This window comes from Paracoccus jiaweipingae, assembly GCF_044335505.1.
Lineage (GTDB): Bacteria > Pseudomonadota > Alphaproteobacteria > Rhodobacterales > Rhodobacteraceae > Paracoccus.
Genome location: NZ_JBISBS010000008.1, coordinates 114,170 through 135,609 on the forward strand (window position 1 = coordinate 114,170; position 21,440 = coordinate 135,609).

The following is a 21,440-nucleotide window of genomic DNA, read 5'->3' on the forward strand; positions in this document are numbered from 1 at the left end:
GGCCGGGCGGGCTGACCCGTCCGGCCAGTCACATATGGTCGCCACCGTCCCCGCCGACGCCAGCCACGCCACAATCCGCAAAACCGCCCGACCCCGGTCAGGGCGGCTTTGGGTGTTCGGGCTGGCCGCGATTGCCGCACTGGTCGCGGTGCCGGTTCTGGCGCTGGTCTGGCAGGCGGCGCATGGGTCGGACGGGCTGTGGCCGCATCTGATGGCCTATGTGCTGCCGCAGGCGGTGCGGCAGACGGCGGTGCTGCTGGCCGGGGTGGGGGTGCTGGTGACGCTGATCGGCACCTCGACCGCGTGGCTGGTGACGGCTTACGACTTTCCGGGGCGGCGGGCGCTGGAATGGATGCTGCTGCTGCCGCTGGCGGTGCCGACCTATATCATCGCCTATGCCTATCTGGATATTCTGCATCCGCTGGGACCGGTGCAGGGGGCGATCCGCGCGATCCTTGGCTATGACAGCCCGCGCGACTTCCGCCTGCCCGACATCCGGTCGATGGCGGGCTGTATCCTGCTGCTGGGGCTGGTGCTGTATCCCTATGTTTACCTGACCACGCGGGCGATGTTTCTGACCCAGGCCGCCAACCTGGTCGAGGCGGCGCGATCACTTGGGGTGACGCGGCGCGGGGTGTTTGCGCGCGTCGCCCTGCCGCTGGCGCGTCCGGCCATTGCGGTGGGGGTGTCGCTGGCGCTGATGGAGGCCCTGAACGACATCGGCGCGGTCGAATTTCTGGGTATCCGCACCCTGACCAATTCCGTCTATACCACATGGGTCACGCGGTCCGACCTGCCGGGGGCGGCGCAGATTGCGCTGGTCATGCTGGCGGTGGTGGTGGCGCTGGTGGTGCTGGAACGGTGGGCACGGCGGCGCCAGCGATACTGGACCAGCGCACAGCGGGCGCGGCCATTTGCGCGGCACCGGCTGGGGCGCGGGGCCGGGCTGGCGGCGCTGGGGCTGGGTCTGGTTCCGGTGCTGCTGGGGTTTGTCTTTCCCGCCCTGCACCTGTCAATCGAGGCCGCCCGCCGCCTGAACAGCGCCGGCCTGTCGCCCAAATTGGCGGGCGAGGCGCTGAACACCGTTCTGTTATCGGCGGCGGCGGCGGCGCTGGTGGTGGCGCTGGGGCTGGTGGTGGCCTTTACCGGGCGGGCGCTGCCATCGCGGCTGACCGGGGTGCTGGGGCGGATCTCGGCCGTGGGTTATGCCATGCCGGGGACGGTGGTGGCGATTGGCATCCTGATCCCGGTCGCGGCGCTGGATCGCAGCATCGACGCGGCGGCGCGCGACTGGTTCGGGGTTTCGACCGGGTTGCTGATGATCGGGTCGGGGGCGGCGCTGTGTTATGCCTATGTGGTGCGGTTCCTGACCATGGGCGCGGGGGCGGTGGAATCGGGGCTGACCCGGTTGCCGCGGTCCTTCGACCATGCGGCGCGCTGTCTGGGGCAAAGCGCGGGCGGCACGTTGCGGCATGTGCATCTGCCGCTGTCGCGCACCGCGATGGCCACGGCGGCGCTGCTGGTCTTTGTCGACTGCATGAAGGAACTGCCGGCGACACTGTTGCTGCGGCCACTGAATTTCGAGACCCTGTCCACGCATCTGTATGGCGAGGCCGCGCGCGGCACCTATGAAGAGGCCGCCATCGCCGCGCTGCTGATCGTCGCGGTCGGCACCCTTCCGGTGATCGCGCTGGCCCGGATCGGGGCGCGCGGGCGCTGATACGCCCACGCGATGCGGTGATCAGTCGTTCAGGATCGCCACCGCGCGGGTGAACCCGGCAGAGGCCTTGTGGATCTTGAACGGGAAACAGCTGATCATAAAGCCGGTCGCGGGCAGCTGGTCCAGATTGGCCAGCTTTTCCAGGTGGCAATAGCCGCGATCCATGCTGGCGCGGTGGCCTTCCCAGATGATCGCGGGATCGCGGGTTTCGTTCCATGCCTGCATGGTGTGGATAAAGGGCGCGTCCCATGACCAGCCATCGGTGCCGGTGATGCGCACGCCGCGTTCGGTCAGCCAGTTGGTCGCCGCCCGCCCGACGCCGCAGCCCCGCGACACATAGTCGGGCTGACCATAGCGCCCGCCCGCGGCGGTGTTGATGACCACGATGTCCAGCGGTTGCAGGTCGTGGCCGATGCGGGTCAGTTCGGCTGCGATATCTTCGGGGGTGACGACATAGCCATCCGGCAGGGCGCGGAAATCCAGCTTGACGCCGGGCTGGAAGCACCAGTCCAGCGGCACCTCGTCGATGGTGATGGCGCGCTGGCCGCCATCCATGGTCGAATGGTGATGATAGGGCGCGTCCAGATGGGTGCCGGTATGGGTCGACAGCTGCATCAGTTCAATCGCCCATCCCTCGCCGCCGGGCAGGTCATCGGCGGTCAGGCCGGGAAAGAAGCCGGTCAGTTGCGGCGCGGTCTGGCTGTGGTCAAGATAGGTGATCTGGGGTTCCGCCCCCGGCGGGTCCGAGGCGATCCCGGCCATCAGCGGCACCGAAAGGTCAATGATCTTGCGCGTCATTTCAAATGATCCTGTCAAAGCTGAAGAATGCATTGCATTAGCGGCTGGGGGCCGGCGGGGCGAGTGCCCGCCTGCCGCAGCGTCAACACAACTGCGCGAGCAATCCGCGCAGATCAGCGCCGCGCAGGGGGTATTTGGGCAACGAAGAAACCTGTGCCGTCAGGGCAGGGGGCCGGTTTGCCACAGCCGGATTTTCAGCCCGCCATGGGCGATATAGGGACCGGGCGCGCGCAGCGGCAGGCCGGTGGCGCGGGCCAGTGCCGCATCGGCGGTGACAATGCCCACGCGCCAGCCGGAAAAGCGGGTTTTCAGCGTGCTGCCCATTTGTGCGTGGATGGCGAACAACAGCCCCTTGTTGCCGATGCGCGTGCCATAGGGTGGGTTGACGATGACCAGACCGGGCGGGCCATCGGGGCGGGGCAGGTCGGCCACCGCGATCTGTTGCAGGTCGATCAGCCCGCCCACGCCCGCGCGATCGGCATTGGCGGTGGCCATGCGCACCGCCCCGGCATCACGGTCGCGGCCATAAAAGCGCAGATCGGTCTGGCGCGGGGTTGCGGCCCCTTCGCGCATCCGGTCCCATGCTGCGGGGTCAAAGCTGGCCAGCGTTTCAAAGCCAAAGCTGCGGGACCGGCCGGGGGCAAGGTTGGTGGCGATTTCGGCGGCCTTGATCGGGAAGGTGCCTGATCCGCACATCGGGTCAAGCACCGGTTCCGCCCCGTCATAGCCACAGTCGCGCAGCAGCATGGCCGCCATGGTTTCACGCATCGGGGCCTTGGACACGGCCTGTTTATGCCCGCGTTTGTGCAGCGATTCCCCGGATGTGTCGATGCTGACGGTGCAGAAATCATCCTCGATCCGCACCTTCAGGACCAGCGTGGCATCCGGGGTGATCGGGGCGCCGAGGGTGTCGGCAATCGCGGCTTCGATCCGCTGGGTGGCGGCGCCGGCGTGATAGATGCGTGATTTGCGGCAGGTGGTTTCGACCCGCAGCGGACGGTCGGGCCGCAGCACCGCGCCCCAGTCGACGCGGCGGGCGCGCTTGTCCAGCTGCGCCAGATGCATGGCCCGGAACCCGGCGATCCGTGCCAGCACCCGCGTTGCCCCGCGCGACCACAGATTGGCCCGCCAGACATCGGGCCAGCCGCCGTGAAAGCCCACCCCGCCGGGTTCGGGCTGTGCGTCGGTCCAGCCCAAGGCGCGGGTTTCGGCCAGCAGCGGGGCCTCAAGCCCCGGCGTCGCGACCAGAAAGATCGGGAAGGACGTATCGGTCATGGCGCCCCCTTTGCCGCATCCGCGGGCATGACGCCCGCTTCTAGGGCAGCGGCGGGGGCGCGACAACCGGGCTTAGCGCTGCATCACATAGGTGCCGGGGGCGGGGCACAGCGCATCGCCCATCGCCGGGGCCGGGGCGGGCGCATCGGACCGCGCCGCCAGCCAGTCGGCCCATGCAGGCCACCACGACCCGTCCTGCGCGCTGTTGGCCGCCATCCAGTCATCGGCATCCTGATAGGGCGCGTCGCGGGCGGTGGTGGCGATGCGGAAATGCCGGTGCGGGTGGCCGGGTTCGGACACGATGCCCGCGTTATGGCCACCGCTGGTCAGGATGAAGGTGGTCTGGGTCTCGGTCAGGCGCTGGATCTTGAACACCGATTTCCACGGCGCGACATGGTCGGTTTCGGTGCCGACGGCACAGATCGGCAGGCGCAGATCCGACAGCGCGATGCGGCGCCCGGCCAGTTCGTATTTGCCATTCGACAGCCGGTTTTCCAAAAACAGCTGGCGCAGATATTCGGAATGCATCCGCGCCGGCATCCGGGTGCCGTCATCGTTCCAGACCATCAGATCGTTGCTGTGGCGCGGCTCGCCCATCAGGTATTCATGCACGATACGCGACCACAGCAGGTCGCGCGCGCGCAGGGTGGTAAAGGCCCCCGACATCTGGCTGGAATCGAGATAGCCGCGTTCCGCCATCACATCCTCGAGCAGCGACACCTGCGCCTCGGAGATGAATTGCGTGACCTCGCCCGCCTCGGAGAAATCGACCTGCGCAGCAAACAGCGACAGCGAGGCCAGACGGTCATCGCCGCGCCGTGCCATATCGGCCGCGGCAATCGTGGCCAGCGTGCCACCAAGGCAATAGCCCGCCAGATGCACCTTTTGCGCGCCGGTGATCCGGGTGATCTGGTCCAGCGCCGCCATCGGACCTTGGGCGACATAATCGGCCATGGACAGGTCGTGATCTTCGCGCGTGGGGTTGCGCCAGGACAGCATAAAGACGGTAAAGCCCTGATCCACCAGCCATTTCACCATCGAATTATGCGCTGACAGGTCAAGGATGTAATATTTCATGATCCATGCCGGCACGATCAGGATCGGCTGGGGATGGGTCTTTTCGGTGGTGGGGGTGTATTGAATCAGCTCGGCCAGATGGGTGCGGGCGACGACCTGACCGGGGGTTGTGGCCAGCCCCTTGCCGACCTGAAGCGCGGGGTCGTCGGGGATGTCTGAACCGGGGCGCAGGTCATCGGCCAGATTCATCGCCCCCTGCACCAGATTGGCCCCGCCGGTTTCCATCGTGCGCCGCATCAGCGCCGGGTTCAGCCACGGGATATTGGCCGGGCACAGCATGTCCAGCCATTGCCGGGCGGTGAAATCGACGGTGGCGGCATGGCGCGGCGACAGGCCACGCACGTCATGGGTGGCCATGTGCCACCAGTCCTCGACCGACCAGAACCCTTCGCGGATACAGCGGAAGGGCGGTTTGGACCACGCCGCGTCCTGAAAGCGGTGGTCCGAGGCGGCGCGGGCATCGGCCCCGGTGCAGCCGCGCCCGGTGGCCAGCCGCAGGGCCTCGGACATGGCTGTCCCGGCCAGTTGTGCCTGACGGCCGGGGGCGCTGGCCAGATGCATGGCCCAATCCAGCCCCGCCAGCCAATAGGCCGATGGCGCGACGCTGCCCGACAGCTGGCCGATCATCCAGCGGGTATCGTGGTCGATTTGCTTGAAAATGCGGTCCGATTGGGTCATGGCGTCCTCGGGCTTGCGGTGGGCTTGGGATGATATGGGACCGCGCGGGCCGGGGGTTCAAGTCCGCGATGGATCTGGTTGCGCAATCATTGCGCGGCGGGCGGGAATTGGCCGGTTTGTGGATATAATGCGAATTATGGAAACTGACTGATGGACCGGCGCGGGTTTCCTTGCCGCATGGCGAAACCGCGCCACGGGTTCGCGGGTTAAGGGGCACAACGACAGGCAGAGGGTGCGATGGGCCACACTGACACCGCGACACGGACGCAACTGGCGCTGGACCGGGCGCGGCTTTGCGTCATCCTGAACCCCGGTTCAGGCCGCAAGGAAAGCGATGCGCTGGCCGCAAAGCTGGAACAGGCGCTGGCGCCACGGGTGGCCGAATACGCGCTGCGGGTGCCGCCCAAGGGGGCGCAGTTGCCAGACCTGGCGAAACAGGCGGTGCAGGACGGATTTGACATCATCGTCGCGGCGGGCGGCGACGGCACGCAATCGGCAGTGGCCGGGGCCGTGGCGGGCAGCGGCGCGGTGATGGGGGTGATCCCCGGCGGGACCTTCAATTATTTCGCGCGCGATCTTGGCGTCGGAGAGACCGTGGACGACGCGCTGGAAACGCTGCTTGGCGGCCAGTGCCGCGACATCGACGTGGGGGACGTGAACGGTCTGATTTTCCTGAACAATATCAGCTTTGGTGCCTATCCCGAGATCCTGAAAACCCGCGAAGACATCTATCACCGCTGGGGGCGCAGCCGGGTTGCGGCCTATTGGTCGGTGATCAAGGCACTGGCCCGGCTGCGGCATCCGCTGCACCTGACGGCGCAGGTCGCTGGCCAGCAACAACACTTCAACACAGCGCTGGCCTTCGTGGCCAAAAGCGCCTTTCAGCTGGACACATTCGGGCTGGAGGGGGCCGACGCCATCCGGCAAGGCCATTTCGCGCTGCTGGTTGCACGGGCGCGGCGGCCGGTGCCGCTGATCGGGGCGGCGTTCCGGCTGGCATTCGGGCTGTCGGCGCGCAATGACGATTTCGACCTGATCTGCGCCGATGAAACCGTAATCCAGACCCGGTCAACCAGTGAACTGGTGGCCCATGACGGCGAAAAAACCCGGATGCGCGGGCCGTTTCACCTGCGGGTGCGGCATGGCGCGCTGCGGGTTCTGGCCCCGGCTGACCCGGCATCGCAGGGGGTGGCATGACCCGGATCGTGCATCTGTCCGACCTGCATTTCGGTTTTCACCGCGCGGCACTGGTGGATGCGCTGCTGGCGCGGATCGCGGCGGCGCGTGCCGATCTGGTGGTGGTGACCGGCGATCTGACCCATCGCGGGACGGCGGCGCAATATCAGGCAGCAGCGGCGTTTCTGCGCCAGATCAGCGCGCCGGTGCTGGCTGTGCCGGGTAATCACGACATGCCGGCCTTTGACCCGCTGACCCGGCTGCGCGACCCGCTGATGCATTGGCGCCACCACATTGCCGCCGATCCGGCGCCGCTGCGCGATGTCGGGCAGCTGCGGGTGATCGGGCTGAACAGTGCCGATCCGTGGGCGTGGCAGCGCGGGCGCATCCGCGCCGCAGACCGGGCGCGGGTGCTGCGCGCGCAGGCGCAGGGGGTGACCAACCTGATCGCCCTGCACCACCCGTTGCAGCACCGCCCCGGCATCGACAAATCGCTGGCGCGGGGGGCGCGGCGGCTGTTGGCGGGGCTGGATGACGGGGGCCGCCATGTGGTGCTGACCGGCCATTTGCACCTGTGGTCGGCGGGGGCATTCCTGCCGCCTGCCCCGCCCGGCGGTCCGGGGCGCGGGGTGTTGCAAATTCAGGCCGGAACCGCCCTGTGCGCCCGCCCCGGTGATCGCCAGAACGAATTCTGCGTGATCGAGTCCGACGGCCCCGATCTGCGCATCGAACGCCATATCGCGCCGATGGCCGAAACCGGCTTTGCCCCGCCCCGGCATCTGGCATTTCGCCATGTCGATGGCGGCTGGCAGGCGGTGCCGCCCCCGGATGCCGGCCCTTTGGGCGCCGGTGGGGGCTGACGCGCGACCAGTCAGAGCCGGTCCGCGAAATGCGCCAGCAGCCGGTGCTTCAGCACCTTCCCGGTTGGTGCGGCGGGCAGGGCGTCGCAGGTCACGATCCGCGATGGCAGTTTGTAATGGGTCAGATGCGCGCGGGCATGGTCCAGCAGCGCGGCCTCGGTCACGGTGCTGCCGGGGCGGATCTGGCAAAAGGCCAGAACCTCTTCATTGCCATTGGCGGGGCGACCGATCACCGCGCTTTGCACCACCTCGGGATGGGTGTTCAGCGCGGCCTCGACCTCGGGGGGGTAGACGTTGAAACCAGACCGGATGATCAGCTCTTTCAAACGGCCCACGATATGCAGCCGGCCCTGTTCGTCGATCCGCCCCAGATCGCCGCTGTGCAGGAAACCCGCCTGATCCAGCACCGCCGCGGTTGCCTGACGGTCGCGGAAATAGCCGGCCATGACATTCGGCCCCCGGATCAGCACCTCGCCCACGCCCGGCTCGCCACCGGTGGGGCGCAGCGTGACCTGAACCCCCGGCAGGGGCGGGCCGACGCTGGTGTCGGGGTCGCCGGGCGGGTTGCGCGTCAGCGTTGCCCCGGCGCTGCATTCGGTCATGCCATAGCCGTTTTGCAGCGCGGTGCCGTAAAATGCCTCGGCCTGACGTTTCCATGACGGGTCCAGCGGCGCCGCCCCTGATGACACATATTTCAGCACGTCGGACCCCAGCGTGGCGCGCCCCTGCGCGCGGGCCTCGGCCATGATCAGGGCGTGCATCTGGGGCACGCCGGGGAACAGCGTCACCCCCTGCCCCAGCGCGTCCAGCACCGCCCCGGCGGCAAAGCGCGGCCACAGCCAGATCTGCGCGCCCGCGATCAGCGCCGCACACAGCATCGAGGTCAGCCCGAACACATGCGTCAGCGGCAGCACCCCCAAAATCAGATCGCCCGGACCCATGCCGCGTTCGCGCGCCGACGATCCGCCGCCAAAGATCAGGTTGCCATGGGTCAGCACCACGCCCTTGGCCTGACCCGTGGTGCCGGTGGTGAACAAAATGACCGCAGGGCGGTCAGGGCCGTCCGGCATGGGCTCGGGACGGGCCTGCGTCCGCGGCGCGCTTAACGCGATGGGGGCCAGCATCGGCGCGGCGGACATCGCCGGGGCCACGCCCGGCTTTGCGCCCGCGCGGCTGGCATGGGCGCTCGCATCGGCGGACCCGGCATCACAACCGGCATCACAAAAGGCGGTCATGCGGGCATCGGCCACGGCGATGATGCGGTCCATTTCATCCGGGGACAGGCGGGCATTGACCGGCACCGCAATCGCCCCGGCCCGCAGTGCCGACAGGATCAGCACCACGGCTTCGGGGGCATTTTCCATCACGATCATCAGCCGGTCGCCGGGCCGCAGCCCGCGTGCCGCCAGATCATCCGCCAGCGCCGTCACGGCGGCATCAAGCGTGGCGAAATCCAGCGCCGGGCCGTCCTGCGGGCGCAGCACCGGGGCCTGCGGGCGGGTGGCGGCCTGATGGCTGATAAAGGCGTCCAAGCGGTCGGGTCCGGGCTGGCCGGTCAGGGTGTCGCCGCCGGGATGCGCGGCAGGGGTGGTCGCGGTCAGATCGTCGGTCATGGCGTGGCCTTTCCGGTTGCGGGCGGGCGGCGGTCAAGGATGGCGGCGATGCGGCTGCGGGCCTCGGGGTCGGCCAGCGATTGCGCCATGGCGTCGGCCTCGGCACCCAAGGCGGCGTCAAAGCCGGGTCCGGGCGCCAGCAACGCCTTGATGCGGGCCTGCGCGCGGCGCGGACCAGCGGCCAGCCGCGCCGCCAGATCGCGTGCCCCGGCCAGCGCCGCGCCGGGGTCGGTCAGGTCGGGGATCACCCCCAGATCATGCAGCCGCTGCGCCCCGATCGCATCGCCGGTCAGCGCCAGCCGTGCCACCAGCGGACGCGGCAGCATCGCCCCCAGATGCGCCAGCGCCCCGCCATCCGGGGTCAGCCCGGCGCGGACATAGGCCAGCGTAAAGCGCGCGTCACGGGCGGACACGATCATGTCGCAGGCCAGCATCAGCGACAGCCCGGCCCCGGCGGCGCCACCCTCGATTGCGGCGATGACGGGGCAAGGGGCATTGCGCAGGGCGCGGATCAGGTCATGCAGCGCTTCAATGCGGTCGCGGCGTTCGGCCAGCGGCAATGCGTGCCGCTGCGCCAGTTGCGACAGGTCGCCCCCGGCGCAGAAATAGCCCCCCGCGCCGGTCACGATCACCGCCGCCAGATTGTCGCGGCGGGCGTGATCCAGCGCCTGATGCAGCCCGGCATAGATCGCGGGCGACAGGGCGTTGCGGCGCCGGGGCCGGTTCAGCGTGGCCTCGATCCAGCCATCGCAGGGGGTCAGGGTCAGATCGCTCATGTCTGCTCCCCGTTCGCGGCGGGGTGGACCACCCCCGAGGCGCGGCGGAACACGCCGCTGGCGGTGGCGATCAGCGTGCCGTCGGCGTGGTGCAGGGTGCCCTCGACAAAGACCAGCTTGCGGCCACCGCCCTTCAGCTGGCCGATCGCCTCGACCGGGCCGGGCAGGCCGGGGGACAGGAAATCGACATTCAGGGTAACGGTCGAAAATCGCACCATGCCGGTATCATCCGCCGACAGGCTGGCGGTGGCGCCAAGCGCATTGTCCAGCAGCGTCGCCGCCAGCCCGCCATGCAGAATGCCCTGCCGGTTCAGGTGCTGCGGGCCGACCAGCATCCGACAGCGCGCCCGCCCGTCACCCTGCCCGACATCCAGCACATAGCCAAGCAGCCGCTGGGTGCCGGTTTCATCGGTCAGAATGCCGTCTGGCGCGGCGCTGTCGGGAGGGACAAGGCCGGTCACGGCGACACCGCCAGTGCTGCGAAATCCTGAAGGTGGCTGTCACCATCACCAAAGCGCGCATCCAGCGCCAGCAGCCGCCGCGCCATTCCCGCCAGCGCATATTCTTCGGTCATGCCGATGCCGCCATGCAGCTGGATGCATTCCGCCGCAACCAGCCGCGCGACCTGCCCGCACAGCGCCTTGGTGGCGGCAACGTGACGGGCGCGCAGATCGGGCGCGGCGTCCAGATGCCCGGCCAGATTGATGACAGCGGACCGCATCTGTTCCAGCTCGACCGCCAGATCGGCCATGCGGTGCTGGATGGCCTGAAAGCTGCCGATGGCGCGGCCAAACTGCTGGCGCTGGCGCAGGTAATCCAGCGTCAGGTCAAACGCGGCCTCGGCCACGCCCTGCGCATCGGCGCACAGCGCCAGAACCGCCGCCGCGCGCGGGCGGTCCAGCAGCGATGCCGGCCCCAGCCGCAGCGCCGGGGTGTCGGCCAGCGCCACCACCGCGCCCTGCCCGCCCGACATCAGCGCAAAGCCGCGCCGCGTCACATCCAGCCCCGAGACCAGAAACACCCCCGCCCCGTCCGCATCGCTGTGGGCGGTGACCAGCAGGTGATCGGCCTGCATCCCCCCCACCACCAGCGGCTTGTCGCCGCTGATGCGCCAGCAATCGCCATCCGGTTCGGCGCGGGTGGCGGGGTCGCCGCCGGGTTCCTCATCCGCAAGGGCCAGCGCAAGGTCGCCCGCGGCGGCGGCCTCGGCAAGGTCGGGGCGCCCGGCATCGGCCAGCACCGCCGCCCCGATCAGCACCGAATCCAGCGCCGGGGTTACGGCGCCGGCGTGACCCAGTTCGCGAAAGATCAGCGCGATGTCGGGGCCTTCGCCGCCAAAGCCGCCCTGCGCCGGGGTCAGCAGCGCCTGCCCGATGCCAAGCGCCGCCAGTCGCGGCCACAGATCCGCGTCAGCGCCGTGGCGCGACAGGGTTCCGGTCAGGCTGTCGCGCAGCATCCGGCGTTCGTCCGTCAGTGAAAAATCCATCCCTGCCCCCTTTCACAGACCCAGCAGGGTCCTGGCGATGATATTGCGCTGGATCTCGTTACTGCCGCCATAGATCGACAGCTTGCGGTTATTCAGGTCGCGCCGGGTCGCGGCGGCGGCCTCGGGGGGGCCGGGCGGGGCCATGTCGCCCTCGGCGGGGAAGGCCAGCGCCCACGGTCCCATGGCACGGCGGGTCAGCGCGTTGATGCCCTGCCGGATCTGCGTCCCCTTCAGCTTGAGAAGCGAGCTTTCCGCCCCCGGCACCTGCCCCGCCGCCGCGCTGGCCAGCAGCCGCAGATTGGTGGTGGCCATAGCCATCAGCGCGATTTCAAGTTCCGCGATCTGCGCGGCAAAGACCGGGTCGTCGGCAAGCCGCCGCCCGCCGCGCCGCTGTGCGCGGGCGATGCGTTTCAGGCTGTCCAGTTCGGCCTGCGCGAAACCGACCCCGGCAATATTGGTGCGTTCATGCGTCAGCAGGTATTTGGCATAGGTCCAGCCCTGATTTTCCTGCCCGACAAGGTTTTCCACCGGCACGCGCACATTGTCGAAAAACACCTCGTTCACCTCTGGCTCGCCGTCGATCAGCACGATGGGTTTGACGGTAATGCCGGGGCTGTTCATGTCGATCAGCAGGAACGAGATCCCGCGCTGCGCCTTGGCCTGCGGGTCGGTGCGCACCAGACAGAAAATCATGTTCGCGTGCTGGCCAAGCGTGGTCCAGGTCTTCTGGCCATTAACGATGTAATGATCGCCATCGCGCAGGGCGCGGGTTTGCAGGCTGGCCAGGTCGGACCCGGCACCGGGTTCGGAATAGCCCTGACACCACCAGTCCTGCCCGTTCAGAATGCGCGGCAGGTAATGCGCCTGCTGTTCGGGGCTGCCGAATTTTTGCAGCACCGGACCCAGCATCGCCAGCCCGAAGGGCAACAGCCGCGGGGCAAAGGCGCGGGCGCATTCCTCGTCAAAGATATGGCGCTGGATGGCGGTCCATCCCGCGCCGCCAAAGCGGGTCGGCCAGTTCCCGGCCAGCCAGCCGCGCGCGTTCAGCCGTGCGTGCCAGCCCTCAATCTCGGGCTTGGTCAGGCTTTGCGCCAGCCGCACCTTGCAGGCCAGTTCCGGCGGCAGTTCCTGCGCCAGAAAGGCGCGCAATTCGTCGCGAAAGGCCAGTTCGTCATCACTAAAACGCAGGTCCATCAGGCGTCCTTTCAGTCCATGTCCAGCCGCGACAGGGTGCGCACCTGCCCGGTCATGCGTTCCAGCCCCTGCACCGTGGCCAGCAGGTCGGGACCGACCTGTTCCAGCATCCGGGCATCGGGCAGAATGTCAGGGGTGGCGCCGCAGGAAAACGCCACCGGTTCCGCGATCTGGCTGCTGCGGAACGGCACCGCCAGCGCGTTGATGCGGTCGTAATTGCGCTGTGCGGCGGGCGGGATGACAAAGCCGCGCGACACGCATTGCGCCCGCGCCTGCGCCCGCAGCGCCTGCGCCCCCGCCAGTGTCAGCCCGCCGGGCGGCTGATCGGCCACCACCCGCGCCAGCATCGCGTCATCCATCGCCGCCAGCATCGCCTGCCCGGTGGCCGCGCCCGCCAGCGGCACCCGGTGGCCCGGCTCCAGCCAGATCGAGGCCGTTCCCTGTGGCCGCCATGTCTGCGCCAGCAGCATCTTGTCGCGGTCGCGCACCCCCAGAAACACCAGTGTGCCGCTGCGGTCGGCCAGCGCCTGCATCGGCGCATCGGCCAGCGACAGAAACGACAGCGAGGCCTGCGCCACATGCCCCACCGCCAACAGCGACGGTCCGGGGCGCAGCCTTTCGCCCTGCCCCGGCTGCGACAGATAGCCAAGCTGAACCAGCGTATAGACCAGGCGCGAGACGGTGGGTTTGGGCAGGCCGGTGCGGCGGGCGATTTCCGCCGCGGTCAGCCCGTCATCGCTGGTGCGAAACGCCCGCAGCACCGCCAGCCCGCGCGCCAGCGTGGTGGCAAAGCGGCGGTCGCCGGCCTGCGCGGCGGTGTGTTCGGCGGCGGTGACGGATGGGTCGCCGGGGTGGGTCATCGCAGCAGCTCGGGCAGGAAGGTGGACAGGGGCGGGATCAGGATCAGCAGGGCCAGCACCACCAGATCGGCGGCCAGAAACCGCAGCACCCCGGCAAAGATGCGGTCCAGCGGCACGCGCGACCCCACGACATTGCCGATGACAAAGATATTCAGCCCCACCGGCGGGGTGATCAGCCCGATTTCAAGCAGTTTGACCACGATCACGCCGAACCAGATCAGGTCCATGCCGGCGCCCTCGACCATGGGAACGGTGAAGGGCAGGGTCAGAACGATAATGCCGATCGGGTCCAGAAACATCCCCAGCACCAGATACAGCACCGCAATCGCCGCCATCAGCGCCAGCGGTCCCAGACCCAGCGTGCCGACCCAGTCGACCACCGCCCCCGCCGCCCCGGTCAGGGCGATGAAGGCGACAAAGATCTTGGCGCTGGCGGCGATCAGGAAAATGGCGGCGCTTTGGACCAGTGAATCGCGGATCGCCCGCCACAGCCCCGCCAGTGTCAGCTGCCGCTGCGCCAGCCCGATCAGCGCGGTCACGGTGACGCTGACGGCGGCGGCCTCGGTCGCGGTGAAAATGCCGCCATAGATGCCGCCGATCACCACCAGCAGGATCATCAGCGCCGGCCATGACGCCAGCGCGGCCTGCATCTTTTCGCGCCCGGTCGCGGCCTGCGCCAGTTGCGGCGCGGCGCCCGGATCGCGGTGCACCCACAGCCAGATCACCGCCAGATAGCCGATCAGCGAAATCAGCCCCGGCACCACCCCGCCCATGAACAGCGCGCTGATCGAGGTTTCGGTAAAGATGCCATACAGGATGAACAGCACCGAAGGCGGGATCAGCGACCCCAGCGTGCCGCCCGCCGCGACGCTGGCCGTGGCCAGACGCGGGTCATAGCCCATGCGCAGCATCTGCGGCACACAGATCCGCCCCATGGTCGAGGCACAGGCGATGGACGACCCCGAGATCGCGGAAAACCCCCCGCATCCCAGCACCGAGGCCATCCCCACCCCGCCCGGCACCCGCCGCAGCCAGACATTGGCCGCGTCATAGATACGCGTGGTGATCCCCGCAGCCCAGGCGATATTTCCCAGCGCGATGAACAGCGGCACCATCGACAGGTCATAGGAATGGATCAGTTCAAAGAAATTCGACATCACCACCGAGGTGGTCGGGTTCACCGCCCGGTCCGGCGCAAAGCCCCCGCCGCGCAGCGCATAGGTCAGAAAGATGCCGGTGCTGGCCACGCCCGCCAGCACGAAAGCAATGGGCACACGCAGCGCCAGCAGCACCAGCACCAGCGCAAACCCGGACAGGCCAAGGATGATCGGTTCCATTACACGGCCTCGTCAGGGTGGGTGTCGGGGATGGCGCCGTGGCGGCGCAGCGTGGTGATGTCAGCGATCAGCTGCCATGCCAGCCGCAGCCACATCGCCGCCAGCCCCCACCAGAACACCGCCCGCATCGGCCAGCGCGGCAGCGCGAAATCGCCATCATAAAAGGCGCCGCTGGAAAAGGCGCGCAGGGCCTCGCGCCCGCCGGCATACAGCAGCGGCAACAGCGCCAGCAGCGCGACCAGCGTGCCAAACACGATCAGCCCCCCCTGCACGCGCGGTGGCAGGCGGTCGGCCAGCACGGTGACGGCGATATGGGCGCGCTGCGCGGTGGCCGCACCAAGCGGCAGCATGATCGCCGGGATCATCAGTTCGCGCACCATGATCACCGTGTCGGGCACACCCTGCCCGAACAGCGCCCGCCCGACCACATTGGCAGTGATCAACAGCGCCAGCGCCACCACCGCCACTGTGCCAAGCTGCAACCCAAGGCTTTCCAGCCGTTTCATCGGGTGTCCTTTCGACGGTCGGGGTTATTTGGGCGACCAGGGATAGCCCTGCGCATCGCGCATGGCGCCGTATTTCGCGATCAGGTCGGTGTATTGCGCCAACAGCGCCGCCCCATCCAGCCCGCTTTCCCCGGCGCGCGCCACCCATTCGTCGATATATGTCTGCCCCGCGGTCACCAGCTGGCTGCGGTCCTGCGCCGAAAATTCGGCCACCGGGGTGCCCTTGTCGCGCAGCACCCTGATCGAGGCATCATTGGCATCCCCGATGATCCGGCCAAATTCGTCGGCCAGCCCGTCGCCCGCCTTCAGGATCGCCGCCTGCTGGTCCGGGGTCAGCGCGTCAAAGGCGTCCTTGTTCATCATGATACCCAAACCGCCGATCTGGCCCCAGTTCAGGAAGGTGAAATTGTCGAACACCTCGTCGAATTTCAGCGCCTCGACCAGATAGGAATAGGTCTGGGTACAGTCGATCAGCCCGCTTTCCAGCCCCTGATAGGCCTCATAGACGGACATATCGACGGCATTGGCGCCAAGGTCGCGAAACACCTTGCCATAGGCGCCCACGCCGCGCACCTTCTTGCCGCGAATATCGGCCACGCTGTTGACCGGCGCCCCCTTGCAGCCGATCTGAACCGCCGATGTCGTATAGGTGCCGATATAGACAAGGTTCTGATCAGCAAGGTTTTTCTGGATCTGTGGGTTGCTGCGCATCAATTCATGCGTAGCGCGCATCCCGACCCAGGGGTCCGGGTTCTGAACCGGCAGGTCGGCAATGCCATAGGCCACCATCTCGCGCGGGAAATAGACCGCGATGACCGACCCCAGATCGGCCACATTGTCCCGGATCGACTGAACCGCCGCCTTTTCGGAAAACAGCGCGCCGCCCCAGTTGATGTCGATCCGCAGATCGCCATCCGACAGCGCCGCGACCTGATCAGCGAACCACTGGGTTGCCTCGGCCCGGGCGCCACGATTCGGCCCGGCCTCGCCATAGATCAGCGTGGTTTGCGCCCCGGCGGCGGGTGCCATGGCCAGCAGCGCGGTCAGCGCCGCCGCCCCAAAACGCTGAACGGTGTTACGGGTGATGAAATCCATTCGGCCCTCCCCTGCCAATGTGTTTCACTATGCGAGACTGGGGAAGGAATAACGATACGTCAAGACAATTTGTCGCAGCACAGAAAAGCCCGCGCCGCGAAAGGCGACACGGGACAGGCACGGCAAAGAAGGGGCAGGTTCGCACGGCCAGCGCGGGGGCGGGTCAGCGCACGGCCTTGATGCCTTCCAGAATCAGGGTGGTGGCAAGGTCGGCGTAATCCTCGCGGGTGACGGGACCGCCATCCTTGAACCACATATAGACCCAGTTCATCATCCCGAACAGCGACATGGTCACCGGCATCAGCAAGGGTCGGCCGGTGCCGTTCAGATCCGGGTTGATGCGGTCAAGGATCAGCGAAAATCGCCGCACGATGCGCCGTTCGATCGCGGCCAGCGCGGCTTTCTGATCATCGCTCAGCGCGCGTTTGGCATTCAACTGGACGATATGTTCGTTATCGGCCCCGCGATAATTTTCCAGCACCGCGCGCACCAGATGGCGCAGCATTTCGGGCGGGGGGGCGTCGGGATGGGCGGCCTCGGCGGCGGCGACGGCCTGTTCCAGTTCCGACAGATGGGTTTCGATAATGGCAAAGATCAGCGCATCCTTGCCGGGGTAGTAATGATACAGCAGCGCCTTGGACACGCCGGAATGGGCGGCGATCTGTGACATCGACGCCTTGTCCATGCCCTGTTCGGCAAACACGGCGGCGGCGCTGGCCAGAAGGCCGCGCTGCTTTTCTTCGAAATCATTCGCTCGGGTGCGGGCCATGGGGGCCTTTCTGGGTGTCGGTGGCCGTCATTGCAGGGTGCAATCACGGGGCGGGCGGGCCAAGCCTGTAACGCCTGACCCGCCCTGTGTCCATGCCCGCGCCGGTTGCGCCCGATGGGGCGGGGCAACCGGGCAACGGTAGCTTACCGCTCTTTCGGGCGGTTATCGACGACGCGTTTGGCCTTGCCTTCCGAACGGTCGATCTTGCCCGGCTCGGTCACGTCGACGCGGGTGGTGACGCCCACGACCGACTTGACGTGATGGGCCAGTTCGCGGGCCGAGGCATCGCGCGCGGCCTGATCGGCGGCATTTTCAGCGGCCTCGACATGCACGGTCATCTTGTCCATGCGGTTATCGCCACGGGTCAGTTCGATCTGGAAATGCGGCGACAGGCCTTTGCATTTCAGGATCTGTTCCTCGATCTGGGTCGGGAAGACGTTAACGCCGCGCAGGATGATCATGTCGTCGCTGCGCCCGGTGATCTTTTCGATCCGGCGCATGGTGCGGGCGGTGCCCGGCAGGATGCGGGTCAGGTCGCGGGTGCGATAGCGCACCATCGGCAGCCCTTCCTTGGTCAGCGTGGTAAAGACCAGTTCACCCATTTCACCGTCGGGCAGCACCTCGCCGGTATTGGGGTCGATGATCTCGGGATAGAAATGGTCCTCCCAGATATGCAGCCCGTCCTTGGTCTCGACGCATTCCTGCGCCACGCCCGGACCCATCACCTCGGACAGGCCGTAAATATCGACGGCGTGCATATCGAAGGCATGTTCGATTTCTTCGCGCATCGAATTGGTCCAGGGTTCGGCCCCGAAAATACCGATCTTCAGCGAGGACTGGCGCGGGTCCAGACCGCGGCGGCGGTATTCATCCAGAATCGACAGCATATAGGACGGCGTAACCATGATGATACGGGGCTTGAAATCCTCGATCAGGGTCACCTGACGTTCGGTCATCCCGCCCGAGATCGGCACCACGGTGCAGCCCAGACGTTCGGCCCCGTAATGGGCGCCCATGCCGCCGGTGAACAGGCCATAGCCATAGGCGTTATGCAGCATATCCCCCGGACGCCCGCCCGCCGCGCGGATGGACCGCGCGATCAGGTTGGCCCAATGGTCGATATCGGACTTGGTATAGCCCACCACGGTCGGCTTGCCGGTGGTCCCGGACGAACCGTGAATGCGCACCAGCTTTGACTGCGGCACGGCGAACATGCCGAACGGATAGGTGTCGCGCAGGTCCTGCTTGTAGGTAAACGGGAACTTGGCGATGTCAGCCAGCGTCTTGAGGTCCTCGGGGTGGACGTCCGCCTCGATAAAGCGCTTGCGATAGAAGGGGCTGTTTTCAAAAGCGTGCTTCAGCGACCGTTTCATGCGGTGGAATTGCAGCGCGGCGATTTCATCGCGCGAGGCGATCTCGATCGGGTCCAGTTCCTTGGGGTCGGGGGTCAGGTTTTCCATGCTCTCCTCCTCGAAAGCCTTGTTATCCGGGCAGGTGGGTGCCCTTGACGGTGCGCGACAGGCCGCGGAAAACCGCGACCAGCGTGCCGTCCTGATTGGTGACGTGAACGTCGTAAATGCCGCTGCGGCCACGGCGCGATTGTTCGGCGGCCACGGCGGTCAGCCGGTCGCCCACCGAAACCGGGGCCAGGTAATCCATGCTGGCGTGCTGGCCGACGGTGATCTGGTTATAGCTGTTGCAGGCAAAGGCAAAGGCGCTGTCCGCCAGCGAGAACAAATAGCCGCCATGGCAATTGCCGTGCCCGTTGGCCATCCAGTCCAGCACCACCATGGTCAGCACCGCCTTGCCCGGCGCCACCTGTTCCAGCGCCATGCCCATCTTCTGGCTGGCGAAATCGTCGGCCCACATTGCGGCGGTGCTGGCCTCGGCCAGCGCCTGCGGGGTCATGTCGGCGGGCGCGGTCATTTGCCGGTGAACCGGGCGGCGCGCTTTTCCAGAAAGGCGGTCACGCCTTCGGCATAATCGGCGCTGCGGCCGGCGCGTTGCTGTGCGTCGCGTTCAAGGTCAAGCTGCGCGTCAAAGCTGGTTTCCCCGGCCTGCTGGATCAGCTGTTTGGTCAGGCCAAGGCCAAGGGTCGGCCCGGCGGCCAGCCGTGCCGCCAGCGCGCTGGCCTGCGGCATCAGGTCGTCATCGTCGACCGCGCGCCAGATCATGCCCCAGCTTTCGGCCTGTTCGGCGCCCACGGGTTCGGCGGTCAGCGCCAGCGCCTTGGCGCGGGGTTCCCCCAGAATCCGGGCCAGCGACCAGCTGCCGCCGGCATCGGGGATCAGCCCGATCTTGGAAAATGCCTGAATGAACCGCGCCGAACGTGCCGCCAGCACGATGTCGCATGCCAGCGCGATATTGGCCCCGGCCCCCGCCGCCACGCCATTGACCGCACAGATCACCGGCTTGGGCAGGTCGCGGATCATCCTCAGGGTGGGGTTATAGAACTGATCCAGCGTCGCCCCCAGATCGGGCGCCGGCCCGCCCTTGCGCGGGTCGCGGTCGCCAAGGTCCTGCCCGGCGCAAAAGCCGCGCCCCGCACCGGTCAGCAGCACCGCCCGCACCGATTCGTCGTCATGCGCCCGCTGGATGCCCGCCCGCAGCGCCATATGCATGTCGGGGTTAAAGCTGTTCAGCTTGTCAGGCCGGTTCAGCGTCAGGCGCAGGACACCATCGGTCAGTTCGGTCAGCACCGTGTCGTTCATTGCGGCAAATCTCCCTCCTCGGGCCATGCCCCCTCGCATGGCGTTAAAAATCGGTTGCATAAACCGACCGGTCAGTCAATCATATTTGCGAGGGAACATCAGGAGGAGGATCAGATGGCCGCACAGCCGGACCGTCACCATCCATGCGGGCTGCGGGTGAAAACGCAGCAGGCATTGGCTGATATTCGCTCTGTTTTGCCGTTCTGCCAAGCCGGAAAATCGCTTTTCGGTGCTTCGCACGGCGGAAGGAACCGAATCACTTAGGGAGGACTCAACATGAAACTGGCTTCTTTGCTTGGCACTGCGGCGCTGGTGGCGATCACCGCCGCCCCCGCCCTGGCCGAGATCCGCATCGGCGCGTCGCTGTCGGAAACCGGCCCCGCCGCGTTCCTTGGCGACCCCGAGGCCAAGACCCTGAAAATGCTGGTCGACCAGATCAACGCCGATGGCGGGATCAATGGCGAACAGGTGAAACTGGTTGCCTATGACGATGGCGGTGATGCCAACAAGGCCAAGACCTTTGCCACCCGTCTGGTCGAGGATGACGAGGTGGTCGCGGTTATCGGCGGCACCACCACCGGCACCACCATGGCAATGATCCCGGTGTTCGAGGATGCCGAGGTGCCCTTTATCAGCCTTGCCGGGGCCGTGGACATCATCGACCCGGTCAAGCCCTTCGTGTTCAAGACCCCGCATACCGACAAGATGGCCTGCGCCAAGATCTTTGAGGATATGAAAGCGCGCGACATCCACAAGATCGGGATGATTTCCGGCTCGGACGGGTTCGGCAAGTCGATGCAGGCACAGTGCAAATCCATCGCCGGCGACTATGAAATCGAGGTTGCCGCCGACGAAACCTATGGCCCGCAGGACGCGGACATGACCCCGCAGCTGACCAATATCAAGGCCAAAGGCGTCGATGCCATCCTGAACCCCGGCATGGGTCAGGGTCCGGCCATCGTCACCCGCAACGTCAAACAGCTGGGGCTGGATATTCCGCTGTATGAATCGCATGGCGTGGCCTCGAAACAGTTCATCGAACTGGCCGGGGCCGATGCCGCCGAGGGCGTGCGCCTGCCCGCCGCCGCGCTGTTGGTGGCTGACCTGCTGGGGGATGACGACCCGCAAAAGCCCGTCGTGACCGGCTATCGCGATGCCTATAAAAAAGCCACGGGCGAGGACGTGTCGACCTTTGGCGGCCATGCCTATGACGCGATGATGATCCTGAAAGCCGCGATCGAGGCCGCAGGCGAGGCCGACCCCACCGCCATCCGCGACCAGATCGAGGCCACCCAGGGCTATGTCGGCACCGGCGGCGTCGTGAACATGACCGCCGAGGACCACCTTGGCCTTGGGCTGGACGCCTTCAAGATGCTGGAAATCAAGAACGGCGACTGGACCATCGTCCAGTAACCCCGTCCCCTGACCCGGACCAGGGGGGGGGGGGGGGGGGGGGGGGTGGGGGGGGGGAGGGGAGAAGGGGGGGAGGGGAGAGGGGACGGGGGGGGG

The 21,440-nt window shown here is 67.2% G+C and carries 20 protein-coding genes; 4 read left to right on the forward strand and 16 right to left on the reverse strand.

What is annotated here, in order from left to right; genetic code table 11:
- Window positions 1-34 precede the first annotated feature (34 nt).
- Window positions 35-1,720: an ABC transporter permease gene (locus tag ACFXP9_RS13235; protein ID WP_397208836.1), complete on the forward strand. Its 1,686-nt coding sequence runs from the start codon at window positions 35-37 to the stop codon at window positions 1,718-1,720.
- Between the two features lie 21 nt (window positions 1,721-1,741).
- On the opposite strand, the gene ACFXP9_RS13240 is transcribed toward ACFXP9_RS13235, so the two are convergent.
- The 3 genes from ACFXP9_RS13240 to ACFXP9_RS13250 form a co-directional block, all read right to left on the reverse strand.
- Window positions 1,742-2,518: a cyclase family protein gene (locus tag ACFXP9_RS13240; protein ID WP_397208835.1), complete on the reverse strand. Its 777-nt coding sequence runs from the start codon at window positions 2,516-2,518 to the stop codon at window positions 1,742-1,744.
- 159 nt (window positions 2,519-2,677) lie between these two features.
- The gene (locus ACFXP9_RS13245; RefSeq protein WP_397208834.1) at window positions 2,678-3,793 is read right to left on the reverse strand and encodes a THUMP domain-containing class I SAM-dependent RNA methyltransferase; all 1,116 of its coding nucleotides are present in this window, start codon (window positions 3,791-3,793) and stop codon (window positions 2,678-2,680) included.
- A gap of 72 nt (window positions 3,794-3,865) precedes the next feature.
- Window positions 3,866-5,548, reverse strand: a complete 1,683-nt coding sequence (locus ACFXP9_RS13250) for a PHA/PHB synthase family protein (RefSeq protein WP_397208833.1) — start codon at window positions 5,546-5,548, stop codon at window positions 3,866-3,868.
- 237 nt (window positions 5,549-5,785) lie between these two features.
- Between ACFXP9_RS13250 and ACFXP9_RS13255 the strand changes: the two genes are divergently transcribed.
- Together ACFXP9_RS13255 and ACFXP9_RS13260 are read left to right on the forward strand one after the other, a co-directional pair.
- Window positions 5,786-6,745 (forward strand): diacylglycerol/lipid kinase family protein, encoded by a 960-nt coding sequence (locus tag ACFXP9_RS13255; RefSeq protein ID WP_397208832.1) that lies wholly within the window; start codon window positions 5,786-5,788, stop codon window positions 6,743-6,745.
- Window positions 6,742-7,584: a metallophosphoesterase family protein gene (locus tag ACFXP9_RS13260; RefSeq protein WP_397208830.1), complete on the forward strand. Its 843-nt coding sequence runs from the start codon at window positions 6,742-6,744 to the stop codon at window positions 7,582-7,584. The genes ACFXP9_RS13255 and ACFXP9_RS13260 overlap by 4 nt, the downstream gene beginning before the upstream one ends.
- A gap of 11 nt (window positions 7,585-7,595) precedes the next feature.
- Here the strand turns inward: ACFXP9_RS13260 and ACFXP9_RS13265 are convergent, their stop codons facing one another.
- The 13 genes from ACFXP9_RS13265 to paaG all read right to left on the reverse strand — a co-directional run bounded on the left by ACFXP9_RS13265 (window position 7,596) and on the right by paaG (window position 19,931).
- Window positions 7,596-9,197: a class I adenylate-forming enzyme family protein gene (locus ACFXP9_RS13265; RefSeq protein WP_397208829.1), complete on the reverse strand. Its 1,602-nt coding sequence runs from the start codon at window positions 9,195-9,197 to the stop codon at window positions 7,596-7,598.
- Entirely contained in the window at window positions 9,194-9,973 is a 780-nt protein-coding gene (locus ACFXP9_RS13270; protein WP_397208828.1) for an enoyl-CoA hydratase family protein, read from the reverse strand. Before ACFXP9_RS13270 ends, ACFXP9_RS13265 begins: the two co-directional genes overlap by 4 nt.
- Window positions 9,970-10,434 carry a PaaI family thioesterase gene (locus ACFXP9_RS13275; RefSeq protein WP_397208827.1) on the reverse strand — a complete coding sequence of 155 codons (465 nt, stop codon included), beginning with the start codon at window positions 10,432-10,434 and terminating at the stop codon, window positions 9,970-9,972. Before ACFXP9_RS13275 ends, ACFXP9_RS13270 begins: the two co-directional genes overlap by 4 nt.
- Complete coding sequence (locus ACFXP9_RS13280) at window positions 10,431-11,459, reverse strand: acyl-CoA dehydrogenase family protein (RefSeq protein ID WP_397208826.1); 1,029 nt, start codon at window positions 11,457-11,459, stop codon at window positions 10,431-10,433. The genes ACFXP9_RS13275 and ACFXP9_RS13280 overlap by 4 nt, the downstream gene beginning before the upstream one ends.
- 12 nt (window positions 11,460-11,471) lie before the next feature.
- Window positions 11,472-12,653 carry an acyl-CoA dehydrogenase family protein gene (locus ACFXP9_RS13285; RefSeq protein ID WP_397208825.1) on the reverse strand — a complete coding sequence of 394 codons (1,182 nt, stop codon included), beginning with the start codon at window positions 12,651-12,653 and terminating at the stop codon, window positions 11,472-11,474.
- An 11-nt stretch (window positions 12,654-12,664) separates the two neighbouring features.
- A complete protein-coding gene (locus ACFXP9_RS13290; protein WP_397208824.1) occupies window positions 12,665-13,513 on the reverse strand; it encodes an IclR family transcriptional regulator in 849 nt (282 codons plus the stop codon).
- A complete protein-coding gene (locus tag ACFXP9_RS13295; RefSeq protein WP_397208823.1) occupies window positions 13,510-14,850 on the reverse strand; it encodes a TRAP transporter large permease in 1,341 nt (446 codons plus the stop codon). Before ACFXP9_RS13295 ends, ACFXP9_RS13290 begins: the two co-directional genes overlap by 4 nt.
- Window positions 14,850-15,356 carry a TRAP transporter small permease gene (locus tag ACFXP9_RS13300; RefSeq protein WP_397208822.1) on the reverse strand — a complete coding sequence of 169 codons (507 nt, stop codon included), beginning with the start codon at window positions 15,354-15,356 and terminating at the stop codon, window positions 14,850-14,852. Before ACFXP9_RS13300 ends, ACFXP9_RS13295 begins: the two co-directional genes overlap by 1 nt.
- Before the next feature lie 24 nt (window positions 15,357-15,380).
- Window positions 15,381-16,451, reverse strand: a complete 1,071-nt coding sequence (locus ACFXP9_RS13305) for a C4-dicarboxylate TRAP transporter substrate-binding protein (protein ID WP_397208821.1) — start codon at window positions 16,449-16,451, stop codon at window positions 15,381-15,383.
- A 163-nt stretch (window positions 16,452-16,614) separates the two neighbouring features.
- Entirely contained in the window at window positions 16,615-17,220 is a 606-nt protein-coding gene (locus ACFXP9_RS13310; protein WP_397208820.1) for a TetR/AcrR family transcriptional regulator, read from the reverse strand.
- Window positions 17,221-17,363: 143 nt separating this feature from the next.
- Complete coding sequence (gene paaK / locus ACFXP9_RS13315; protein WP_397208819.1) at window positions 17,364-18,680, reverse strand: phenylacetate--CoA ligase PaaK; 1,317 nt, start codon at window positions 18,678-18,680, stop codon at window positions 17,364-17,366.
- A 22-nt stretch (window positions 18,681-18,702) separates the two neighbouring features.
- The gene (gene paaI, locus ACFXP9_RS13320) at window positions 18,703-19,128 is read right to left on the reverse strand and encodes a hydroxyphenylacetyl-CoA thioesterase PaaI (RefSeq protein ID WP_397208937.1); all 426 of its coding nucleotides are present in this window, start codon (window positions 19,126-19,128) and stop codon (window positions 18,703-18,705) included.
- A gap of 14 nt (window positions 19,129-19,142) precedes the next feature.
- A complete protein-coding gene (gene paaG, locus ACFXP9_RS13325) occupies window positions 19,143-19,931 on the reverse strand; it encodes a 2-(1,2-epoxy-1,2-dihydrophenyl)acetyl-CoA isomerase PaaG (RefSeq protein WP_397208818.1) in 789 nt (262 codons plus the stop codon).
- A gap of 276 nt (window positions 19,932-20,207) precedes the next feature.
- Between paaG and ACFXP9_RS13330 the strand changes: the two genes are divergently transcribed.
- Entirely contained in the window at window positions 20,208-21,344 is a 1,137-nt protein-coding gene (locus ACFXP9_RS13330) for an ABC transporter substrate-binding protein (RefSeq protein ID WP_397208817.1), read from the forward strand.
- The last annotated feature ends 96 nt before the right edge of the window (window positions 21,345-21,440 follow it).

Excerpts from the sequence above, each read along its gene's own strand:
- paaG (WP_397208818.1), bottom strand. The coding sequence starts at position 19,931 with ATGAACGACACGGTGCTGACCGAACTGACCGATGGTGTCCTGCGCCTG.
- ACFXP9_RS13310 (WP_397208820.1), bottom strand. The coding sequence starts at position 17,220 with ATGGCCCGCACCCGAGCGAATGATTTCGAAGAAAAGCAGCGCGGCCTT.
- ACFXP9_RS13245 (WP_397208834.1), bottom strand. The coding sequence starts at position 3,793 with ATGACCGATACGTCCTTCCCGATCTTTCTGGTCGCGACGCCGGGGCTT.
- ACFXP9_RS13270 (WP_397208828.1), bottom strand. The coding sequence starts at position 9,973 with ATGAGCGATCTGACCCTGACCCCCTGCGATGGCTGGATCGAGGCCACG.
- ACFXP9_RS13295 (WP_397208823.1), bottom strand. The coding sequence starts at position 14,850 with ATGGAACCGATCATCCTTGGCCTGTCCGGGTTTGCGCTGGTGCTGGTG.
- ACFXP9_RS13285 (WP_397208825.1), bottom strand. The coding sequence starts at position 12,653 with ATGGACCTGCGTTTTAGTGATGACGAACTGGCCTTTCGCGACGAATTG.
- ACFXP9_RS13265 (WP_397208829.1), bottom strand. The coding sequence starts at position 9,197 with ATGACCGACGATCTGACCGCGACCACCCCTGCCGCGCATCCCGGCGGC.
- ACFXP9_RS13305 (WP_397208821.1), bottom strand. The coding sequence starts at position 16,451 with ATGGATTTCATCACCCGTAACACCGTTCAGCGTTTTGGGGCGGCGGCG.
- paaK (WP_397208819.1), bottom strand. The coding sequence starts at position 18,680 with ATGGAAAACCTGACCCCCGACCCCAAGGAACTGGACCCGATCGAGATC.
- ACFXP9_RS13240 (WP_397208835.1), bottom strand. The coding sequence starts at position 2,518 with ATGACGCGCAAGATCATTGACCTTTCGGTGCCGCTGATGGCCGGGATC.
- ACFXP9_RS13260 (WP_397208830.1), top strand. The coding sequence starts at position 6,742 with ATGACCCGGATCGTGCATCTGTCCGACCTGCATTTCGGTTTTCACCGC.
- ACFXP9_RS13330 (WP_397208817.1), top strand. The coding sequence starts at position 20,208 with ATGAAACTGGCTTCTTTGCTTGGCACTGCGGCGCTGGTGGCGATCACC.
- paaI (WP_397208937.1), bottom strand. The coding sequence starts at position 19,128 with ATGACCCCGCAGGCGCTGGCCGAGGCCAGCACCGCCGCAATGTGGGCC.
- ACFXP9_RS13255 (WP_397208832.1), top strand. The coding sequence starts at position 5,786 with ATGGGCCACACTGACACCGCGACACGGACGCAACTGGCGCTGGACCGG.
- ACFXP9_RS13235 (WP_397208836.1), top strand. The coding sequence starts at position 35 with ATGGTCGCCACCGTCCCCGCCGACGCCAGCCACGCCACAATCCGCAAA.
- ACFXP9_RS13300 (WP_397208822.1), bottom strand. The coding sequence starts at position 15,356 with ATGAAACGGCTGGAAAGCCTTGGGTTGCAGCTTGGCACAGTGGCGGTG.
- ACFXP9_RS13250 (WP_397208833.1), bottom strand. The coding sequence starts at position 5,548 with ATGACCCAATCGGACCGCATTTTCAAGCAAATCGACCACGATACCCGC.
- ACFXP9_RS13290 (WP_397208824.1), bottom strand. The coding sequence starts at position 13,513 with ATGACCCACCCCGGCGACCCATCCGTCACCGCCGCCGAACACACCGCC.
- ACFXP9_RS13280 (WP_397208826.1), bottom strand. The coding sequence starts at position 11,459 with ATGGATTTTTCACTGACGGACGAACGCCGGATGCTGCGCGACAGCCTG.